The 16542-nt window shown below is 60.3% G+C and carries 17 protein-coding genes; 13 read left to right on the top strand and 4 right to left on the bottom strand.

Features of this window, described 5'->3' with window-relative positions; all coding sequences use genetic code 11:
* Nucleotides 1-16 precede the first annotated feature (16 nt).
* The 4 genes from G5S37_RS28445 to G5S37_RS28430 all read left to right on the top strand — a co-directional run bounded on the left by G5S37_RS28445 (nt 17) and on the right by G5S37_RS28430 (nt 4234).
* Entirely contained in the window at nt 17-523 is a 507-nt protein-coding gene (locus G5S37_RS28445) for an RNA polymerase sigma factor (protein ID WP_165209155.1), read from the top strand.
* Nucleotides 520-903 (top strand): hypothetical protein, encoded by a 384-nt coding sequence (locus tag G5S37_RS28440; protein WP_165209152.1) that lies wholly within the window; start codon nt 520-522, stop codon nt 901-903. Before G5S37_RS28445 ends, G5S37_RS28440 begins: the two co-directional genes overlap by 4 nt.
* A complete protein-coding gene (locus tag G5S37_RS28435) occupies nt 900-2480 on the top strand; it encodes a hypothetical protein (RefSeq protein ID WP_165209149.1) in 1581 nt (526 codons plus the stop codon). The genes G5S37_RS28440 and G5S37_RS28435 overlap by 4 nt, the downstream gene beginning before the upstream one ends.
* Nucleotides 2481-2551: 71 nt before the next feature.
* Nucleotides 2552-4234: a hypothetical protein gene (locus tag G5S37_RS28430; RefSeq protein WP_206026190.1), complete on the top strand. Its 1683-nt coding sequence runs from the start codon at nt 2552-2554 to the stop codon at nt 4232-4234.
* A 15-nt stretch (nt 4235-4249) separates the two neighbouring features.
* On the opposite strand, the gene G5S37_RS28425 is transcribed toward G5S37_RS28430, so the two are convergent.
* The gene (locus tag G5S37_RS28425) at nt 4250-4567 is read right to left on the bottom strand and encodes a hypothetical protein (RefSeq protein ID WP_165209143.1); all 318 of its coding nucleotides are present in this window, start codon (nt 4565-4567) and stop codon (nt 4250-4252) included.
* Nucleotides 4568-4716: 149 nt separating this feature from the next.
* Between G5S37_RS28425 and G5S37_RS28420 the strand changes: the two genes are divergently transcribed.
* Together G5S37_RS28420 and ruvX are read left to right on the top strand one after the other, a co-directional pair.
* The gene (locus tag G5S37_RS28420) at nt 4717-5787 is read left to right on the top strand and encodes a sugar phosphate nucleotidyltransferase (protein ID WP_165209140.1); all 1071 of its coding nucleotides are present in this window, start codon (nt 4717-4719) and stop codon (nt 5785-5787) included.
* Nucleotides 5788-5822: 35 nt separating this feature from the next.
* Complete coding sequence (gene ruvX, locus G5S37_RS28415; RefSeq protein ID WP_165209137.1) at nt 5823-6278, top strand: Holliday junction resolvase RuvX; 456 nt, start codon at nt 5823-5825, stop codon at nt 6276-6278.
* A 12-nt stretch (nt 6279-6290) separates the two neighbouring features.
* Here ruvX and G5S37_RS28410 read toward each other — a convergent pair whose 3' ends face one another.
* Entirely contained in the window at nt 6291-6728 is a 438-nt protein-coding gene (locus G5S37_RS28410) for a hypothetical protein (protein WP_165209134.1), read from the bottom strand.
* A 196-nt stretch (nt 6729-6924) separates the two neighbouring features.
* Between G5S37_RS28410 and truA the strand changes: the two genes are divergently transcribed.
* The gene (gene truA, locus G5S37_RS28405) at nt 6925-7692 is read left to right on the top strand and encodes a tRNA pseudouridine(38-40) synthase TruA (RefSeq protein WP_165209131.1); all 768 of its coding nucleotides are present in this window, start codon (nt 6925-6927) and stop codon (nt 7690-7692) included.
* Between the two features lie 84 nt (nt 7693-7776).
* On the opposite strand, the gene G5S37_RS28400 is transcribed toward truA, so the two are convergent.
* Nucleotides 7777-8787, bottom strand: coding sequence for a Gfo/Idh/MocA family oxidoreductase (locus G5S37_RS28400; protein WP_165209128.1), 1011 nt, complete (start codon nt 8785-8787; stop codon nt 7777-7779).
* Between the two features lie 160 nt (nt 8788-8947).
* Between G5S37_RS28400 and G5S37_RS28395 the strand changes: the two genes are divergently transcribed.
* The 5 genes from G5S37_RS28395 to G5S37_RS28375 all read left to right on the top strand — a co-directional run bounded on the left by G5S37_RS28395 (nt 8948) and on the right by G5S37_RS28375 (nt 14554).
* On the top strand, nt 8948-9538 hold the full coding sequence (locus G5S37_RS28395; protein WP_165209125.1) for a hypothetical protein: 591 nt from the start codon (nt 8948-8950) through the stop codon (nt 9536-9538).
* 185 nt (nt 9539-9723) lie between these two features.
* Entirely contained in the window at nt 9724-10428 is a 705-nt protein-coding gene (locus G5S37_RS28390) for a hypothetical protein (RefSeq protein WP_165209122.1), read from the top strand.
* A 266-nt stretch (nt 10429-10694) separates the two neighbouring features.
* Nucleotides 10695-13385, top strand: a complete 2691-nt coding sequence (locus G5S37_RS28385) for a PSD1 and planctomycete cytochrome C domain-containing protein (RefSeq protein ID WP_165209119.1) — start codon at nt 10695-10697, stop codon at nt 13383-13385.
* A gap of 103 nt (nt 13386-13488) precedes the next feature.
* A complete protein-coding gene (locus G5S37_RS28380; protein ID WP_165209116.1) occupies nt 13489-13914 on the top strand; it encodes a DUF4304 domain-containing protein in 426 nt (141 codons plus the stop codon).
* Nucleotides 13915-13918: 4 nt separating this feature from the next.
* Nucleotides 13919-14554, top strand: a complete 636-nt coding sequence (locus G5S37_RS28375) for a metallophosphatase domain-containing protein (RefSeq protein WP_165209113.1) — start codon at nt 13919-13921, stop codon at nt 14552-14554.
* A 30-nt stretch (nt 14555-14584) separates the two neighbouring features.
* Here the strand turns inward: G5S37_RS28375 and G5S37_RS28370 are convergent, their stop codons facing one another.
* The gene (locus tag G5S37_RS28370) at nt 14585-15655 is read right to left on the bottom strand and encodes a YHYH protein (RefSeq protein ID WP_165209110.1); all 1071 of its coding nucleotides are present in this window, start codon (nt 15653-15655) and stop codon (nt 14585-14587) included.
* A 114-nt stretch (nt 15656-15769) separates the two neighbouring features.
* Between G5S37_RS28370 and G5S37_RS28365 the strand changes: the two genes are divergently transcribed.
* Nucleotides 15770-16510, top strand: coding sequence for a response regulator transcription factor (locus tag G5S37_RS28365; RefSeq protein ID WP_240914734.1), 741 nt, complete (start codon nt 15770-15772; stop codon nt 16508-16510).
* Nucleotides 16511-16542: the final 32 nt, after the last annotated feature.

The raw sequence follows: 16542 nt of genomic DNA, 5'->3' as shown, positions 1-16542 counted from the left end.
CCTTGTGACGACCGCCATGACTGACCGTGAACTGGAGCGCCTCTATGACACCCATGCGGGCGGCTTGTTCCATTATCTGGTCACCTTCACCAAGACGGAGGCGGATGCGCGGGACCTGCTGCAGGAGCTTTTCATCAAACTTGCACGGGGAGCGGCGAGGGAAGGGGTGCTGAGCGAAAAGGCCTGGATCTACCGCATGGCGCACAATCTCGCGGTGGACTGGCTGAGGCGGCGGAAGACGCGCTGGGATGCGGAGGAGAAGCTTCTTCAGGAAATGGAAGTTGGGCATCACCCAGCCACCGACCCGGACTCCGTCTTGATGGCACGGCATTTCGCCGAGGCCATGAAGTCCCTGCCGGAGGACCAGCGTGTGGTCATGCAGCTCAAGCTCTGGGAGGGCATGACCTTTGAAGAAATCGCGGAGGCACAAGGCATTCCGCTGAACACCGCCGCGAGCCGCTACCGCTACGGCCTGGAGAAACTGCGGACCGTGCTGCGTCCGCTTTACGAGGAACTGACATGAACGACGACGCTTTTGAAAAGAAACTCGAGTCGCTGGCAGGAGCCATGCCGCGCCCCGATCCCACACCGCAGTGGAAGGCTGAGATCCTCGCCCGCGCCAGGCGTGAAGCAGAAGCATCGGCTGTGACGCCGCGCCGAGTTCTGCCGCCGCGCTGGCTCATGACGGTGTGGTGCACGGCATGGGTCGCTATTGCGCTCCTGCGCTTTAGCACGCCCGCTGACTCCACCCCCATCAGGACTGCACCTCAGCTCGTGGAAGCGAAGAGAGCCGCCAAGGCGGACGCACACGCGAATTCCACCGCCGCCTCATCCCTCACCCTGCTCGCGTTTCATCGTGAACTGAGCAAAGACGCCACCACCACCCGATTCGACATCCCATGATTGCCTTTCTCAAACGCTGTTGGCAGCGCCGCTGGATTCGCGGCCTCACCTGGACCTTCATCACGTTGGTGACCTTGACCACACTGTGTGTCGCGTGGGTGAACTGGACCGGCGCCCGCGTGTGGCGCGACGCTCAGCAACGTGTCCGCGACGAGAATCTCACGCTCGACTTCCGGCAGACAATGACGGCTCCCGTGCCGGACGCGGAGAACTTTTGCGCCATCCCCTTGTTGCGGGATATCGCGGTGGTGGTGGATGACGACGCCTCCAAGGGTGAACCCGCCGCCAAACGGAAGGCACTGGAGGCACTGGGGTTGCCTGACGGAAATCAATCGCCGTCCGGCATGGGCCGCCCCTCTGTCCAGCTCAAGTCCGGTGAGGACGCCGCCAAGCAGATGGGTGACTGGGCCAGGTGGCTGCGTGAAATGAAGATGGCCATGCCGGTGACGGATGCGGAGAATCCTGCTCGCGAAATCCTGGCGGCTCTCGCGTACCAGGATGCTGCTGTGGCGGAGATGGCCGGCACACTGGAGCGTCCCTATGCCCAATTCCAGCCAGCGCCCACGGATCGTAAAATCCCCGAGCTCATTTTCGCCATACAGATTCCGCACTACGGAGGATTGCAGAAGGCGATCGGCGGCCTCGCGTTACGGGCCACCGCAGCGGCCCATGCCGGTGAGGCGGCAAAAGCCCACGAGACTGCGCGGATCATGGCGCGCCTGAGCGAAGCCATCGGCCAGGAACCTTTTCTTATCGGCTTCCTTGTGTACCGGGCCGCTGCTGTCCAGACGACCAGCGTAGTGTGGACTCTGTGCCAGGCACACACAGGCACTGCGGAGGACTTTCAAAAGCTGCAGCGTGATTTGGAGCGGTTGGAATTTCATGAGGCGGCGCTCCGTGCCTGGAACTGCGAACTGGCAGGGGGGGTGGAGACCCTCAAGTATCTCAAGCGGAGCCGCGACTCCTCCGTGCTCTCCATCATCAGATCCCCGTTGAAAGAGGGCGAGTCTGCCGGCGGCGGCCTTGCGATGCTTCTGCTTCCCTCCGGATTTTTCGACATGAATGCAGCGAACATTGTGCACATGGAGCTGGACTACGTCATCCGCCCCTTGCGTGATGAAGGATGGCAGGGGGTGTTGAACCGGGAGCAGGACATGGAGCGTGACCTCATGTTTGCCAAGGCTAACTGGCCCACAAATCTCGACAAAATCTTCCCCTCACTGGTGATGCCATCGTTGTTGAACATCACCGGCACGACGGTCTACGGGCAATGCCTCGTGAATCAGGCCATCATCGCCTGCGCGCTGGAGCGCCATTATGCGGAGAAGGGCACTTATCCGGAATCTCTGGACGAGCTCAAGCGCACCAACGGCAAGGCTCTGCCCACGGACCCGATGAGTGGAACGCCCATGAAGTATCGCAAGACCGGGGACGGACGCTACAAGCTCTGGAGCGTAGGATTTGACCTCACCGACGATGGCGGCAAAGGACCTGACAAGGATGCCAAGGGCGATGCCGCCAAGCCCAACCGGGCGGCGTACAAGGGCGACTGGGTGTGGGAGTACTCGGGAAAGTAGGGCGCTCCTCCGTGGGGTGCGGTCAGCACCCCAGCATGAAATGCTTGCAGGGCGAGGGGTGAATGTTCATCGTGATGACACTCACCCCCTTCTGCCTAATCGTGTCCTTCCTTCAACGTTGTTGGCGTGCACGCTGGATCCGCATCCTGGCATGGATTGGCGTCGGCATCTTGATGGTATACGTGGGACTGACCGTATGGATGAACCGTGCGGGAAAGCGTGATTGGAAGGCGGCGCAGGAAGCGCTGGCCCGCGAAGGTGTCGACTTGGACTTCAGGTCGGCGAAGGGAATCGTGGAAATCCCGGATGAGTTGAATTTTTGCGCCATTCCCCTGTTGAAAGGCCTTGCGATCATCGAAGATGGTAATCCTGCGAAAGGCGAGTCTGCTGCCAAACGCAAAGCTTTGGAAGCTCTCGGGCCCCTCAAGTCTCACACGGGCAGTTATCCACCCATTTCATCAAAGGACACCGACATGCCGGTGAATCTCCGGGAGTGGGCGGACTGGCTGCGGAAGGAAGGCCACCCCATGCCGGTTACGGACCCAGACAACGCCGCGCGTGAAGTGCTCGGGGCGATGTCGTATCAGGACGCTGCTATTGCGGAGATGGTGGCCGCTCTTTTTCGTCCTCACTCCCGGCTGACCCCGGACTGGCGCTTGGGACCCTTCCCAGAGCTTCTGCTGCAGCTCCAGGTGCCCCACCTCGGTGCGTTGCAAAGCTTTTCAAACGGTCTCAGCTTGCGTGCGAAGGCAGCCGCACAGGCGGGTGAATATGCCAGGGCTCACGAAGCGACTCTCTGCCTTGCAAGGATTGCGGAGGCGACCTGCCAGGAGCCGCATCTGATCGGTTTGTTGGTGGGCGTGACTTCCGCGTCCATTCTCTCGCAGACCACGTGGGAACTCGGAACCGCTCACTGCGGCACGGCAGATGATTTCCTGCGCTTGCAGCAGGCTTTAGAGAAGTTCGACCTCCGTCAGGATGCCGTGCGTGCCTTCAAGCAGGAGATCGTCGCGGGAGTGGATTCCCTCCTCTACTTGAAGCGCAATCGGCAGCTGCCCAGCTCCTCTCTGGACGAGCCCAGCTGGGATTCTATGCAAAAATTAGTGTGGCTTGTGCCAGAAGGCTGGTTCGACTCAAACGCAGCGCATGTCGCGACACTTAATCTTGAGTACATTGTCAAACCTCTGCGCGATCGTGGGTGGGCGTCTTCGCTGGTGGAGGGGGAACGGTTGGAAGCACGTCTCAAAGCGGCAAAGGCAGAAATCTGGCGCCACACGGATATGATCGTGGCTGTGCTCGCCATGCCCGCGTTTACCAGATTTGTAGATCGGGCCGCGTATGCGCAGAGCTTTTTGGACCGTGCCATCGTTGCGTGTGCGCTCGAGCGCTTTCGCTTGGAGCGAGGTGCTTATCCCGATGCTCTTACGGAACTGGCGCGTGCCGGAGAGAAGCCACTGCCTCTGGATATTCTTTCCGGCAAACCCATGGGATATCGAAAGACCACAGGTGGCCGGTATGTGCTCTGGGCCGTGGGCTTTGATGGAAAGGATGACAATGGCCACCGACCCTCCACCGGAAGCTACCGGGACAAGCCTACCAACAGGCAATACGAAGGGGATTGGGTATGGTCCTACCCCACCGCGGAAGAGATTGCCGCATCCAGAGTTCCAGCGGCCCCTGTGTCCACCAAGCGCTCCAAGAAGCAAACAGTGATCAAGGGTGCGGAGGATTCGACGCCGAAGGTCGAAAACTGAGCTCGCCCTGTGGGCTTACGATCCCTGGAAATCCGACGCGTAGATCTCGTCGCCGTTTTCTGGCAGGGCGCCGTCGCGGATGCTCTGCAGGCGCTTGCGGCTGCCGCGGGCGGAGCCGGGGCGGTTCGCGAGGCGGGAGACGAAGTCCGTGAGGGTGGGGGCGACCACCACGGCTCCCACGGCAAGGAGGGAGAGGGCGGTGATGTTGGAAGAGGTGCGGGACATGCCGCGCCCGAACAAGATGCCAAGCGCACAACCGGCAGCCGCCGAGGCGGTGGTCAGCGCGTAGGTGTTCAGGTCGTCCTCACTCCAATTTGGGGTCCGTGCACTCATGATGATTTGTATGCCAAACATACGACGGGAATTGCGGGAGCGAAAGGGCTTTTGTTGAGAGCATGTTCCTTGCAAGGAGCCGGGATGACAGCCAAAGACGGTTGCGCCGCCGGGATCGCGGCGGTTAGATTGCTTTTCCCCACTTCTTCATGTCCACCTACGCCCTCATTCTTGCCGGCGGCAGCGGCCAGCGTTTCTGGCCGGTCAGCCGCGATCGGTTGCCCAAGCAGCTCCTGCGCCTTTTCGATGACAAGTCCATGCTGGAGCACACGGTCCACCGGCTGGATGGACTGGTGCCGCGGGAGAACATCCTCATCCTCACGAACCAGCAGCAGCTCGAAGGCGTGCGCGAGGCGCTCCCCGATTTCCCGGCGGAGAACATCATCGCCGAGCCGGTGAAACGGGATACCGCCCCGGCCATTGCGCTGGCCGTGGGTTGGGTGGCGGCACGGGATCCGCAGGCCACTATGATGGTGCTGCCCAGCGACCATCTCATCCGGGACGTCGCAGCCTTTCAAAACACGCTGCGCACTGCCTGTGCCGCGGCGGAGGAAAGCGGCGCGCTGGTGACCATCGGCATCAAGCCGGGTTGGGCCTGTCCCAGCTATGGTTATGTGGAGCGGGGTGAGCGCTATGAGTCCGCGGGAGCGGGCGCCTCGGACATTCCTGTGTACGAGGTGGTGCGTTTCCGTGAGAAGCCGAGTGTGGAGGTGGCAGAGCAGTTTGTCGCCCAGGGGAACTTCACCTGGAATGCTGGCATGTTCTTCTGGAAGGTGGAGACGGTGAGGAAAAACCTCGACGCCCATTGCCCCGAACTCGGCGCGTTTGTGACCGCGCTGGAGCAGTGCACGGATTTCGACGCCACGGTAGCCGGGCAATTTGCCACGCTGCCCAAGGTCTCGATCGACTACGCGCTCATGGAAAAGGCACCACGCGTGCTGAATGTCGAAGCGGTGTTCGACTGGGATGACGTGGGGAACTGGACCAGCGTGGGCCATTACCTCAGCGCGGATGTGGCTGGTAACCAGCACAACTGCACGGTGAGCGGCCAGGACTCCAGCGGGAACCTTGTCTACTCGCAGACCGGCCAGCATATTGCCCTGCTGGGAGTGCATGATCTCATGGTCATCTCCACGGGGGATGCGCTGCTCGTGGCCCATCGTTCCCAGGCGGAGTCGCTGAAGAAGCTGGTGGATGGGCTGCCGACTGAGCTCAGATAGGCTTTGAGCAGTCTGATTATCCTCCTTCACTTTCTATGAGTCGCATCCTCGGCATCGATCACGGCACGGTCCGCATCGGACTGGCGCTTAGTGATGAGTTGCAGATCTTCGCCAATCCGCTGAAGACGCTGGATGCCCATCCGGACGTGGAGGAGGAAATCGCCACCATCGTGCGGCAGAAGCGCGTGGAGGAGGTGGTCATTGGTCTGCCGCTGCGCATGAGCGGCGAGCGTGGCAGTGCCGCGGAGCGGGTGGATCGTTTTGCGGATCGCCTGCGAAAAAAACTGCCGGATGAGGTGCAGATTCACTTCGTGGACGAGCGCCTCAGCAGCGCCGCCGCCGAGCGGAGCCTGGGATTCACCGGGAAGAAGCTCGATCTGGAGCAGAAGAAGCTCGTGGACCAGGTGGCTGCGGTGGCGATTCTGCAGGACTACCTGAATACCAAGGCAGGGCCCGAGGGATGGATGCTGCCGGACGAGGAACAACCCTAGCCGGGGCAGGCATCAGTTCGCCTCGGTCGATGACGTGATGATCTCATCCACCGTTGCCTTGGGCCGCAGCATGAGGGTGTGCTCCACAGTCTTCTTATCGATTTTGATGCGATAGTGAATCACGAGGTTCTTGTCCTTCTTGTGCAGTTCCACGAGATCAAAGCGATCTAGAAAAGAAGCGATTTCGACGGCTTCATCATCGGTGACGTCTCCTTGCGCGAGCTCCAGCACGGACTGGGTTTGGACCTCCAGATGCTCCCTGGTGGCGGGCCATTGGCCATGGGCGATGTAGTACTCCCCGGCCAGCATGCAGATGCCCATGGTGGCCATCATTTCTGGATCAGAAAAACCACACGCGGGCCGTGCCTTTGGTGTGCCGGGGTGCACACACGAAACCAGCGTGCATGCCAGCAAGGCGGCGACGGAGGCAAGCAGGAGGGCTTGTTTCATGGAAGGTGACCCAGGGTGTGGTTCGGAATTGCAAAGGTATCCTCCACAGAGCGGCGAAGCAAATCAAGCCGTCCCTGCGTCGGTGAACCATTATTGGGCCGGACTTTTGCACGCCTTCGCCCTTGCCGTGAATTCCAGAGCCGCACGTTCTTGCCGTTGAAGGAAGCGCATCGTTCGGTATGGATGCTGGTTCCCAATGCCTCGCCTCAAACTCACCATCTCCTATGACGGTCGCCCCTGGCAGGGCTGGCAGTCGCAGGTGGGTGGGACGGCGGTGCAGGACCAGATTGAGGCGGCACTGAAGGATCTCGCCGGGCACCGGGTGGTGGTGCATGGTTCGGGGCGCACGGATGCAGGAGTGCATGCGCGGGCGCAGGTGGCGCACATCGAGCCGCCCGAGTCACTGCGGCTGTCGATGGACTCGTGGATACGGGCCCTGAATGTGCGCCTGCCGTACAGCATCCGCATCATGAAGTGCGAGGAAGCAGCAGAGGATTTCCATGCGCGATTCAGTGCCACGGGGAAAGTGTATGAGTACCGCATCTGGCGCGGGGATGTGATTTCGCCTTTCGAGGCAGGACGCGCGTGGCATCTGTATGGGTCGCTGGATATGGAAGCGTTGCGTGCCGGAGCGGTGGCGCTGCGTGGCACGCACAACTTTGCCCGGCTCTCCGCGAATCGTGGCGACATGAGTGATGATGAGCGCCGGGAGAATGCGGAAGGTCTCACCCGCACCATCTCACGCCTGGAGGTGCATGAGGAAGGCGATGTGTTGCGCCTGGAGTTCGAGGGGGACGGCTTCCTTTACAAGATGGTCCGCCTCATGGTGGGCAGCCTCATTCATGTGGCGCGTGGCCGGGAGAGCCTGGAATGGCTGCGTGGCCTGGTGGCGAACCCCTCGGGTGCCAAGAGCAGTCACTGCGCGCCGGCGGATGGTTTGTACCTCGTCCGCGTGTTGTACTGATGTGCTTGCTCAACCACTTCCGTCCGCTCGCCCACACATCCCCCGACGACATGGACGAACGGACGGATCACCACAATCTGTGCCCTACTTCTTCGCGGTGATTTCCGCGCGGGCCTTGTCCATGACTTCCTTGAGCGTGACTTCGGCACCGTTACGGCGCTTGCTTTCATCAGCCGCTTCCATGAAGGCGTAGATCTCCAGGGTTTCCTCGGCGCTCACCGGGGCCTTGCCGCTGCGGAACATGTCAATCGCAGCGACGAGCAGGGGATCATAACCATCGTACTTGCCGATTTCGGCCTCGCCCTTCTCGCCCACGGCCTTGCCGCCGTACTTCTTCTCCTTGCTCTCGCGGAAGGTGCCGGTGCGGCCGCCTTCCCAGGTGCCGACGACTTCGATCTCACCATTCGGCCCCGTGCCGCGCTTCACGCTCTGGCAGCCGGTGCCCATGACTGTGAAGAGGGATTCCACGCCATGGATGCCGTACCAGAAGAGGTCCGGATGCGTCGGCTCCAGGCTCACGGGGCTCATGGTCTCGGCAGACTTGACCTTGCCGACGCTGCCGTTGCGCACGTCCTGGGTACCCTTGCCGAAGCGCAGGGAGGAGGCGGAGAAAATCGGCACCCCAGCTGCCTTGGCTTCATCAAAGATGCGGATGGCATCGGCGAGAGACGCGGCGATGGGCTTGTCGATGAAGACCGGCTTCTTCGCCTTCAGCACGGGGCGAACCTGTTCCAGATGCGGGCGGCCATCATTGGTTTCCAGCAGTACCGCGTCGACCTTGCTCACCAGGTCATCGACGGAGTCCACGATTTCCACGCCCATCTCCTGTACCTTCGCCGTGTATTCGGGCACGCGCTTGGTGCTCGATTCGATGTCCGGGCTGCCCTTGGGATAGGCGGCGATGAGCTTGGCACCTGCGAGCTTGGCCGCATCTTCCGGCTTCTTGCTCCCCTTGTTGAGCGCCGTGGTGAAGGCGATGGCGTGTGAGGTATCCAGGCCGATGATGCCCACCTTCAGCGGTTTGGGCTCTTCAGCCTGGAGAGGCAGCGCGGCAGCAACGATGAGCAGTGGCAGATGACGAAGATTCAAATTCATGAGGGTGCGGTTAACGCGGGATGACCCCATGGTTGATCACCACGCGCAACACATGAGGAGAACAGGTGACTTTTGGAATACTTGGCCTGTGCATTGACTTCGCGAAGCAGGCAATATGTCTCGACTCGACGTCCAGTTTCAGATGCACTTACCTCCTATCATGAAAGTGATTAGGATGCTGATGTACGGACTGGCAGCAGTGACTATGACAGGCTGCGCAGCACCGAAATTCCCGGACTACCAAAGTCTGATGCTTCCTTCCAAGTCGGGCTCGGAAAAGCAAAGCGTGGTGCTTTCGAGCTTCTCAGCGAATCCTCTCGTGCAGAACGGTGAGGCCTACGAGCATGTCCGGTTTCGTATTCCGGATACGGGCAAGGCCATTGCTGTTCCGGTGGGTACGATCGTAGTGCCGTCAGACCGTGAGGATGTGGTGGTTTATCTTGAGAAGAGCTTGGGTTGGATGGGGCATCCCGACGGACCGGTATCCATCATGAATGACAAAAAGCGAATGGGCGCGGGCATCCGCGTCAGGGGGCCAATACTCCAACTCGGGCTGTACGGAGGATCTACTTCATTCGAAGGCGGAAGCAGCATTTCCGCAGTAGTGCTGGTTCCGCAGTCTGTGCGTGTGAAGACATACGAGAAGCGCCCCTTCAACGACCTTACAGAATACCAGTCCCAAGGTTGGTTCACACTTCCCGCCGTGCCTGATGCGGAGAGAACATTCCTCAAATATTCGAAGACGCGTTGAAGGAAAGCCTCAAGTCTGAGGCGCGGGGCAGGACATGAGCAGAACCGGTCACCTTTGGATTTTTTGGCCCACTTCACCACGCGGCGGTAGAAGCCGCCGACCATTCCTCACCGATCGCTTAGAAGACTTAAGAAGAGCACCTATTGATTTTTCCTCGAGTCCTTGGATTCTGTTGCCTGGCCTTTATGAAACGCGTTTTGCTGGCATTGTTGTTTTGGTCAGTGTTGCTTCAAGTATTGGCTCGAGCAGACGGTTATTCCTTCGATTCGGAAACCCAGCGACTCAGCGTCCCGTCGCTCCGACTCAAGTTGGACGAGGCTCAGGTGAAGGAAATCTCGGCCTTTGGCACGCTGAAATTCAGTGAGGAGCAGATGCGCCTGCTTCGCCTCTTCTATCCCAGCGCCACGGAGCATGCCAATGTGGTGGTGGCGACACACAACGACAATCGGGAAGACGTGGCACCGGACGAAGTGAACTGCTTCTGGGTGGCGCCAGATGAAGTGGCGGTCGAACTCAACGAAAAGCTCCCCAAGGACAAGTCGCCATTTCCGGCCCCGGTCAATGCCGTCTTTCCCTCGGAGGCGAACTTGAAGAGTGACCCTGAACGCCACATACGACTGAGCCCGACTGGCAACATCTACTTTCGTGGGGAACTCATCGCGCTCGAACGTGCATTTGGGTTGATCGATGAATTGGCGCGCTTTCCGAAGACTTCGTTAGGGATAGCCTTCCCTGAGCCTGGAGCATGCTTGTATGTCACGATGCCTCCGCCGCTGTCATCCCACGAAGCTAGCTATCTGGATGAAACGCAGCGCCAGCCGAAACAGCTCCTGGAGACTCTCAAAGCTTACGGCAGGTCAAAGGTCGTCGGCGTGGAGCAGCGTTGGTGAGAGGATCAGGAAAGGCCTCAAATTGGCGGTAGCAGGACATGAGCAGAACCGGTCACTTTTGGATTACACGAGGGTCTGCGGGGCATGTGCAAGGGAGGAGTTGTCATGTAAAAAATTGATGATGAGCGACTAATGTAGCATCACTGAGCTCGAATTCGATGGGGGGTTGTGCGATTGATTATCAAATTGCGAACTGTGGCTGGTCGTCCTCCTGATAGAGAAAGTTCAGGCAGGCGTAGTTTTTGCAGCACCCGGTTTTTGTTGTGATGCACTTCCGCCCAGCCAGATACGCCGCCTCCGCCTCCTTCGTTTTCATGACGGTGGGTGGCGCATCCGTGTTCGGAGCCGCGCAGGCACCCACCGGTCCGCTGACGTTTGAGAAGGACGTGCGTCCCATCTTGAAGGCTCACTGCTTCCACTGCCACGGGGAAGAGGGCGAGATGAAGGGGGGTCTGGATGTGCGCTTGGCGAGGTACCTGTCGAAGGGGGGCAAGTCGGGCCCGGCCATCACTGCAGGCCAACCGGCTACGAGCCATATTCTGGAAGTGCTGAAGAACGGCGACATGCCGAAGGGTAAGCCGCCTTTGAAGGCGGCTGAGATTGCCACGATTGAGAAATGGATTGCTGAGGGAGCACCGACGGCACGTCCGGAGCCGGAGAAGCTCGGGCCGGAGCATGCCTTCACGGATGAAGAGCGTGCCTGGTGGGCGTTCCAGCCGATTCGGCACACGAAGGTGCCGGACGTGGTCAGTGGCCATCAGGCATCAGTCACTGGCGAAAATCCGGTCGATGCCTTCCTTAAGAAGAAGCTGGATAAAGCTGGCCTGGCATTTTCCTCGGAGGCGGATCGAGGCACCTTGATCCGCCGTGCCACATACGACCTCACCGGATTGCCGCCGACGCCGGAGGAGGTGGATGCATTTGTGAACGATGCTTCGCCACAGGCATGGGAGAAGGTCATCGAACGTTTGCTTGCCTCGCCACATTACGGAGAGCGCTGGGGCCGTCACTGGCTGGACGTCGCGGGCTATGCCGATTCGGATGGTTACACGGAGAAGGATACCGAGCGTCCGTGGGCGTGGAAGTACCGCGATTACGTCATTACCGCCTTCAATCAGGACAAGCCCTTCGATCAGTTCATCCGTGAGCAGCTTGCCGGTGATGAGATGGTGAAGCAGCCGTATCGGAACCTCGATGCGGATGCGACTGCGAAGCTCGCGGCCACGGGATTCCTCCGCATGGCGCCAGATGGCACGGGGACGATGAATGACCGCGCTTCGCAGAACTCGACCATCGCGGATACCATCAAGATCGTGGGTACCTCGCTGTACGGCATGACAATTGCCTGTGCCCAATGCCACGACCATCGTTATGACCCCATCTCGCAGGCGGACTACTATCGACTGCGTGCCGTGTTCGAGCCCGGATTTGATACCAACACCTGGCGGACTCCCGCAGGCAGACTGGTGTCGTTGCTGACCGATGTCGAGCGTGCGGAGGCGGCGAAGATTGAAGCCGAGGCCAAGAAGATCGATGAGGCACGGCTGAAGCAGCAGGAGGCGTTCATCACCGAAGTGCTGGAGAAGGAACTGCTCAAGGCGGATGAAGACAAGCGCGATGCCCTTCGCACGGCGTACCGCACGGCGGTGAAGGATCGTAAGCCCGAACAGGTGAAGCTCTTGAAGGACTGGCCACGTGTCAATCAACTCACCGGCGGTTCGCTCTATCTATACGACACCACGTACCAGACGAAGCATGCCGATACCCTGAAGAAGATGGTGGAGGAGGCGACCAAGGTGCGCGCCACCAAGCCGAAGGAGGAGTTTGTACAAGCCTTCACGGAGGTCCCGAAGGCGAAGGCGGATCTGGTGCCGGCGACCTTCATCTTCAACCGTGGTGACCCTGAGCAGAAGAAGGACAAGGTGCCGCCCTCAGACCTGACGGTGCTTGCCGGGCTGCGCAAGGTGGAGGTGCCGGAGAAATCTGCCACGCTGCCCACCACGGGGCGGCGGCTTGCATTCGCTGAATCGATTACCGATGGAAAACATCCGCTGCTCGCCCGCGTGCTGGTGAATCGCGCGTGGATGCACCACTTTGGAAAAGGCATCGTCACCAGCGCGGGAGACTTTGGCGCGCTGGGGCAGAAGCCCACGCATCCGGAACTGCTGGACTGGCTCGCGAGCGAGTTCATGGCACAGGGCTGGAGCATGAAGAAGCTGCATCGCCTGATCATGACGAGCGAGGCCTATCGCCAGAGTTCCACACGGGATGCGAACAAGGAACGCCTGGACCCGGACAATGCGCTGCTCTCGCGCATGAACGTGCGTCGTCTGGAGGCGGAATCGCTGCGCGACTCCATGCTCGCCGTGAGCGGCAAGCTCGCGCCGCATCTGGCTGGCAAGCCCGTGCCGGTGATGGCGAATGAAGAAGGCCAGGTGGTGATTGGCCAGGACACGAGTGACACGGCGGGCCGCCCCAGCGGAAAGATCATCCCGCTGAACGGTGAGGAATTCCGCCGCAGTATCTACGTGCAAGTGCGCCGCAGCAAGCCCCTGGGCATGCTGGAGACTTTTGATGCGCCCACCATGGTGGAGCCGAATTGCAGCGAGCGCCCCAGCACCACCGTGAGCCCGCAATCCTTGATGCTCATGAACAGCGGCTACATGCGCGAGTACGCCCAGTACTTCGCCACGCGGTTGCAAAAGGAATGTGCGAATGACGTAAAGGCTCAGGTGACGCTCGCCTTCCGTCTTGCGTATGGCCGCGCGCCGCAGGCGGATGTGGAAGCCGGAGTCAAGTTTGTGGAAGAGCAGGCGGCCTTCTACAAAACACATCCCGCACCGCTGGAGTACGCCGTGGGTCCGCCTTCGAAGCAGAACGCCGACCCTTCACTGCTGGGACTCGCCGCCCTGTGCCACGCGCTCATGAGCGCGAATGAGTTCTTGTATGTGGATTGAGGTCCGTGGGAAGAACCGCGCGTCCCGTAGGTGGCTTCTGTCAGCCATTTATTCAGGTGTTGAAGCTTGAGTCGTTTCATGTCGTCCGCAGATTGCGCGCCGCATGAGTGAGGCTCGCGACAAGATGGTTTCTGTACTTCGGCAGGTGGTCATTCCGAAGCTTCGTGAAATGGGCTTTCGCGGCTCTTTTCCTCACTTTCGTCGTGCAGGGACAAAGCAGCTCGATCTTCTGACGTTCCAATTCAGCCAGTGGGGACCGGCTTTCGTCGTTGAATTGGGATGGTGTTCTGCATCGGGACATACCATGCGTGATGGCACACACTACCCACCGGATCGTGTTCGCCCATGTCACCTGCATCTTTTTCAGCAACGACTCCGGCTTGGTGCTCAATCACCTGATGCCACAGACCATTGGTTTCGATTCGAACCTGATAGGGAAAGTACGCGCATGGATTCTGCGCTGGAGGTCTTGTCTCTCTTGAAGTCTCAAGCGGAGCGATTTTGGAGGGAACATTCACCAGGTTTTTGACGCTGTGGTCTCACTCTGCGTCATCTCCGACACCCACAAGAAACACCGGCAGATCACCATTCCGCCCTGTGACATCTTGATTCATGCTGGGGATTTCTGCAGCTTTCAGCAGGGAGATGCTGAGACGCTCGAGGATGTGGACAGGTGGTTTGCGGAGAGCCCGGCAAGGCATGTGGTGTGCATTGGAGGCAATCATGACTTCATGCTCCAGAGCCGGGAATTCCGGTTCGCGCACGCCACCCTTCTTGAGGATAGCGCAATCGAGTTTGAGGGGCTTTCGATTTACGGGGCTCCCTGGGTTCCTGATCTTTCGGGGTTTGCCTACTACGCTGACGAGGAGATGTTGCAGGAGAACTGGAAGGCGATTCCCGCGGGGATTGACATTCTCATCACGCACACCCCTCCGCAGGGGATCCTTGATGTACCGTCATCGGGAGGCCTGCATCTGGGATGTCCGCATTTGAGGGAGGAATTGAAGCGCATCCAGCCGAGGCTGCATGTGTTTGGGCATGTGCATGCCGGACACGGAACCCACCTTGGTGAGATGACTCGCTCGATCAATGCCGCCGTTGTTGGAGGCGCGGACTTCGAGGTGCGCCATGGTCCCACACTGGCGTCGCTGGCAGCGAGGCAAGCTTGAGGGAACTCGGCATACCCACCTGATTCAAAATCAAAACGGCGGAGGTCCGAAGGGTGGGGGACCTTCACCTCTGCCGCCAGGAGGCGGTGGTGGTGGCCCGCCTTCCGGGCGATTTCTGCCGCGTGGTCCCTGACCTTGACCGCCTCCGGGCATGGGGCGCTGGCCCTGGCCAGGAGGGCCCTGCCCGCCTCCGGGTCCGCGACCGCCTTGCTTGAAGAAGGTGGAGTCTGGCGTGCCGCGCCAGTAGCGGCTGATCCAGGGGAACTCCTCCGTGATGCAGTAGTAGTAAGTGCCTTGGGGATACTCCGGAGTCACGCCGGAGCGACCGTTGTATTCATCGAGATCGCCGGCTCCCTGCACATATTCGAAGTCTGAGGTGAAGCGGCCATCAGGCTTGCCTCCCGGGCCACCATCGCGCTGGCCTTCCTTGAGGCGGTAGCTGGACTTCATCTTCTTCAGGGGTGAGGTCGCATCATCCGGACTCGTGTGCGCAGAGGCAGAGTAGATGGGGTATCCATCAGCCGCCCAGCCGATGAGACGCATGGTTTTGTCATCGCCACCGAGGTTCTTGATCAAGCCGGTGGGCTGGGCGTGGTAGTGGTAGGCACCGCTGGGCTGGACATGGGCGTTGTGCTGGTCGATGCCCAGATTGATGAATCCGCCCAGCGCTTCGTAGGTCCATCGCGGATCGCCGTTCCAGAACTCGGCCGTGCCGGGTTCGAAGGGCACCCCATTCACCGCCACGCCGAACCAGGCTCCGCGCGCCGGGGTTTGTTGGCCGGACTCCTGCGGTTTCGTGGTCATGCGGAACTCGTTGGCCTGCGGGGAGAGGCTGTGGGGATTGCCGCGATTGGGGAATTGCCCCGGGCGATGATCCGGCATGCCGTTGCTGCGCATCACGCGCGTGTCGCCCTCGACAGCAATTGTCACCTGATTGGCGCCGCCGGCTGCCGTGGAGGCTTTTGCTGCGGCGACGAAGGAGGAGAAGACAAAGCTGCCTGCATCATTACCGTCCCCTTCGTGGCCGGGGTGGGCATGGGCGATGTTGACCGGAATGACTGCCGCGGCACACGCCGCCACCAGGAAACGCGAGGTTCTCATGGCGGGAGTCAAACATTCGCCCGTAAAGCGGCGATGATCGCAGGGCCGGAGTTTTGTAAAGATTGTGTTAAGCGGGGCTTGCAGGCCGGCGGTTGGGGTGCTGTTTATGCCATTGTGAGCCAGTCTGAAGTGCGCCCGCCTCGTCTGCTGCTCGTGGATGATGACCGCGAGCTTTGCGAGTTGCTGCGCGACTATCTTGAGCCGCTGGGCTATGACGTTCAGGCGGTGCACAATGGTCCGGATGGTGTAGCCCGCGCAATCGCAGAGGAATGGCAGGCGGTGATTCTGGATGTGATGCTGCCGGGCATGGACGGCTTTGAGGTGCTCAAGGGCATCCGCAAGACCAGCATGGTTCCCGTGCTCATGCTGACTTCACGAGGAGATGAAATGGATCGCATCGTGGGTCTGGAAGTTGGTGCGGATGACTACCTGCCGAAAACATTCTCCATGCGTGAGTTGCTGGCACGTCTGAGAGCGGTGACGCGGCGGGCATCCTTGTCCCAGACGCAAGCTGCCGGACCTGCGAATGATGAAGACGCGCAACCGGAAGTGGTGGTGGGCAAGATACGCGTGAACCCGAACAATCGGGTGGCCCTGCTGGACGATCGCCCGCTGTCACTCACGCCGGTGGAGTTTGACATTCTCTACTCACTCGCCCGGGCACGTGGCCGGGTGAAGAGTCGCGAGCAGCTCCTGGATGAGATTCGCGATCGCGAGTGGGAGGTGTTTGACCGGAGTGTGGATGTGCACATTGCCGCGCTGCGACGGAAGCTGGGGGATGATGCGCGACAGCCCCGGTTCATCCGCACGCTGCGCTCGGCGGGATATATGCTGGTGGATCCTGAGGAGGTGTGAAAAGCAATCTGCGGCCCTGGGAGCGCTGGCCT

Origin of the sequence: Roseimicrobium sp. ORNL1, assembly GCF_011044495.1 — a bacterium.
In the GTDB taxonomy this organism is placed as follows: Bacteria; Verrucomicrobiota; Verrucomicrobiia; order Verrucomicrobiales; family Verrucomicrobiaceae; genus Roseimicrobium.
This window is presented reverse-complemented; position numbering and strand designations above follow the sequence as displayed.

Excerpts from the sequence above, each read along its gene's own strand:
- G5S37_RS28390 (WP_165209122.1), top strand. The coding sequence starts at position 9,724 with ATGAAACGCGTTTTGCTGGCATTGTTGTTTTGGTCAGTGTTGCTTCAA.
- G5S37_RS28440 (WP_165209152.1), top strand. The coding sequence starts at position 520 with ATGAACGACGACGCTTTTGAAAAGAAACTCGAGTCGCTGGCAGGAGCC.
- G5S37_RS28395 (WP_165209125.1), top strand. The coding sequence starts at position 8,948 with ATGAAAGTGATTAGGATGCTGATGTACGGACTGGCAGCAGTGACTATG.
- G5S37_RS28380 (WP_165209116.1), top strand. The coding sequence starts at position 13,489 with ATGAGTGAGGCTCGCGACAAGATGGTTTCTGTACTTCGGCAGGTGGTC.
- G5S37_RS28400 (WP_165209128.1), bottom strand. The coding sequence starts at position 8,787 with ATGAATTTGAATCTTCGTCATCTGCCACTGCTCATCGTTGCTGCCGCG.
- G5S37_RS28385 (WP_165209119.1), top strand. The coding sequence starts at position 10,695 with ATGCACTTCCGCCCAGCCAGATACGCCGCCTCCGCCTCCTTCGTTTTC.
- G5S37_RS28420 (WP_165209140.1), top strand. The coding sequence starts at position 4,717 with ATGTCCACCTACGCCCTCATTCTTGCCGGCGGCAGCGGCCAGCGTTTC.
- G5S37_RS28445 (WP_165209155.1), top strand. The coding sequence starts at position 17 with ATGACTGACCGTGAACTGGAGCGCCTCTATGACACCCATGCGGGCGGC.
- ruvX (WP_165209137.1), top strand. The coding sequence starts at position 5,823 with ATGAGTCGCATCCTCGGCATCGATCACGGCACGGTCCGCATCGGACTG.
- G5S37_RS28410 (WP_165209134.1), bottom strand. The coding sequence starts at position 6,728 with ATGAAACAAGCCCTCCTGCTTGCCTCCGTCGCCGCCTTGCTGGCATGC.
- G5S37_RS28435 (WP_165209149.1), top strand. The coding sequence starts at position 900 with ATGATTGCCTTTCTCAAACGCTGTTGGCAGCGCCGCTGGATTCGCGGC.
- G5S37_RS28425 (WP_165209143.1), bottom strand. The coding sequence starts at position 4,567 with ATGAGTGCACGGACCCCAAATTGGAGTGAGGACGACCTGAACACCTAC.
- truA (WP_165209131.1), top strand. The coding sequence starts at position 6,925 with ATGCCTCGCCTCAAACTCACCATCTCCTATGACGGTCGCCCCTGGCAG.
- G5S37_RS28370 (WP_165209110.1), bottom strand. The coding sequence starts at position 15,655 with ATGAGAACCTCGCGTTTCCTGGTGGCGGCGTGTGCCGCGGCAGTCATT.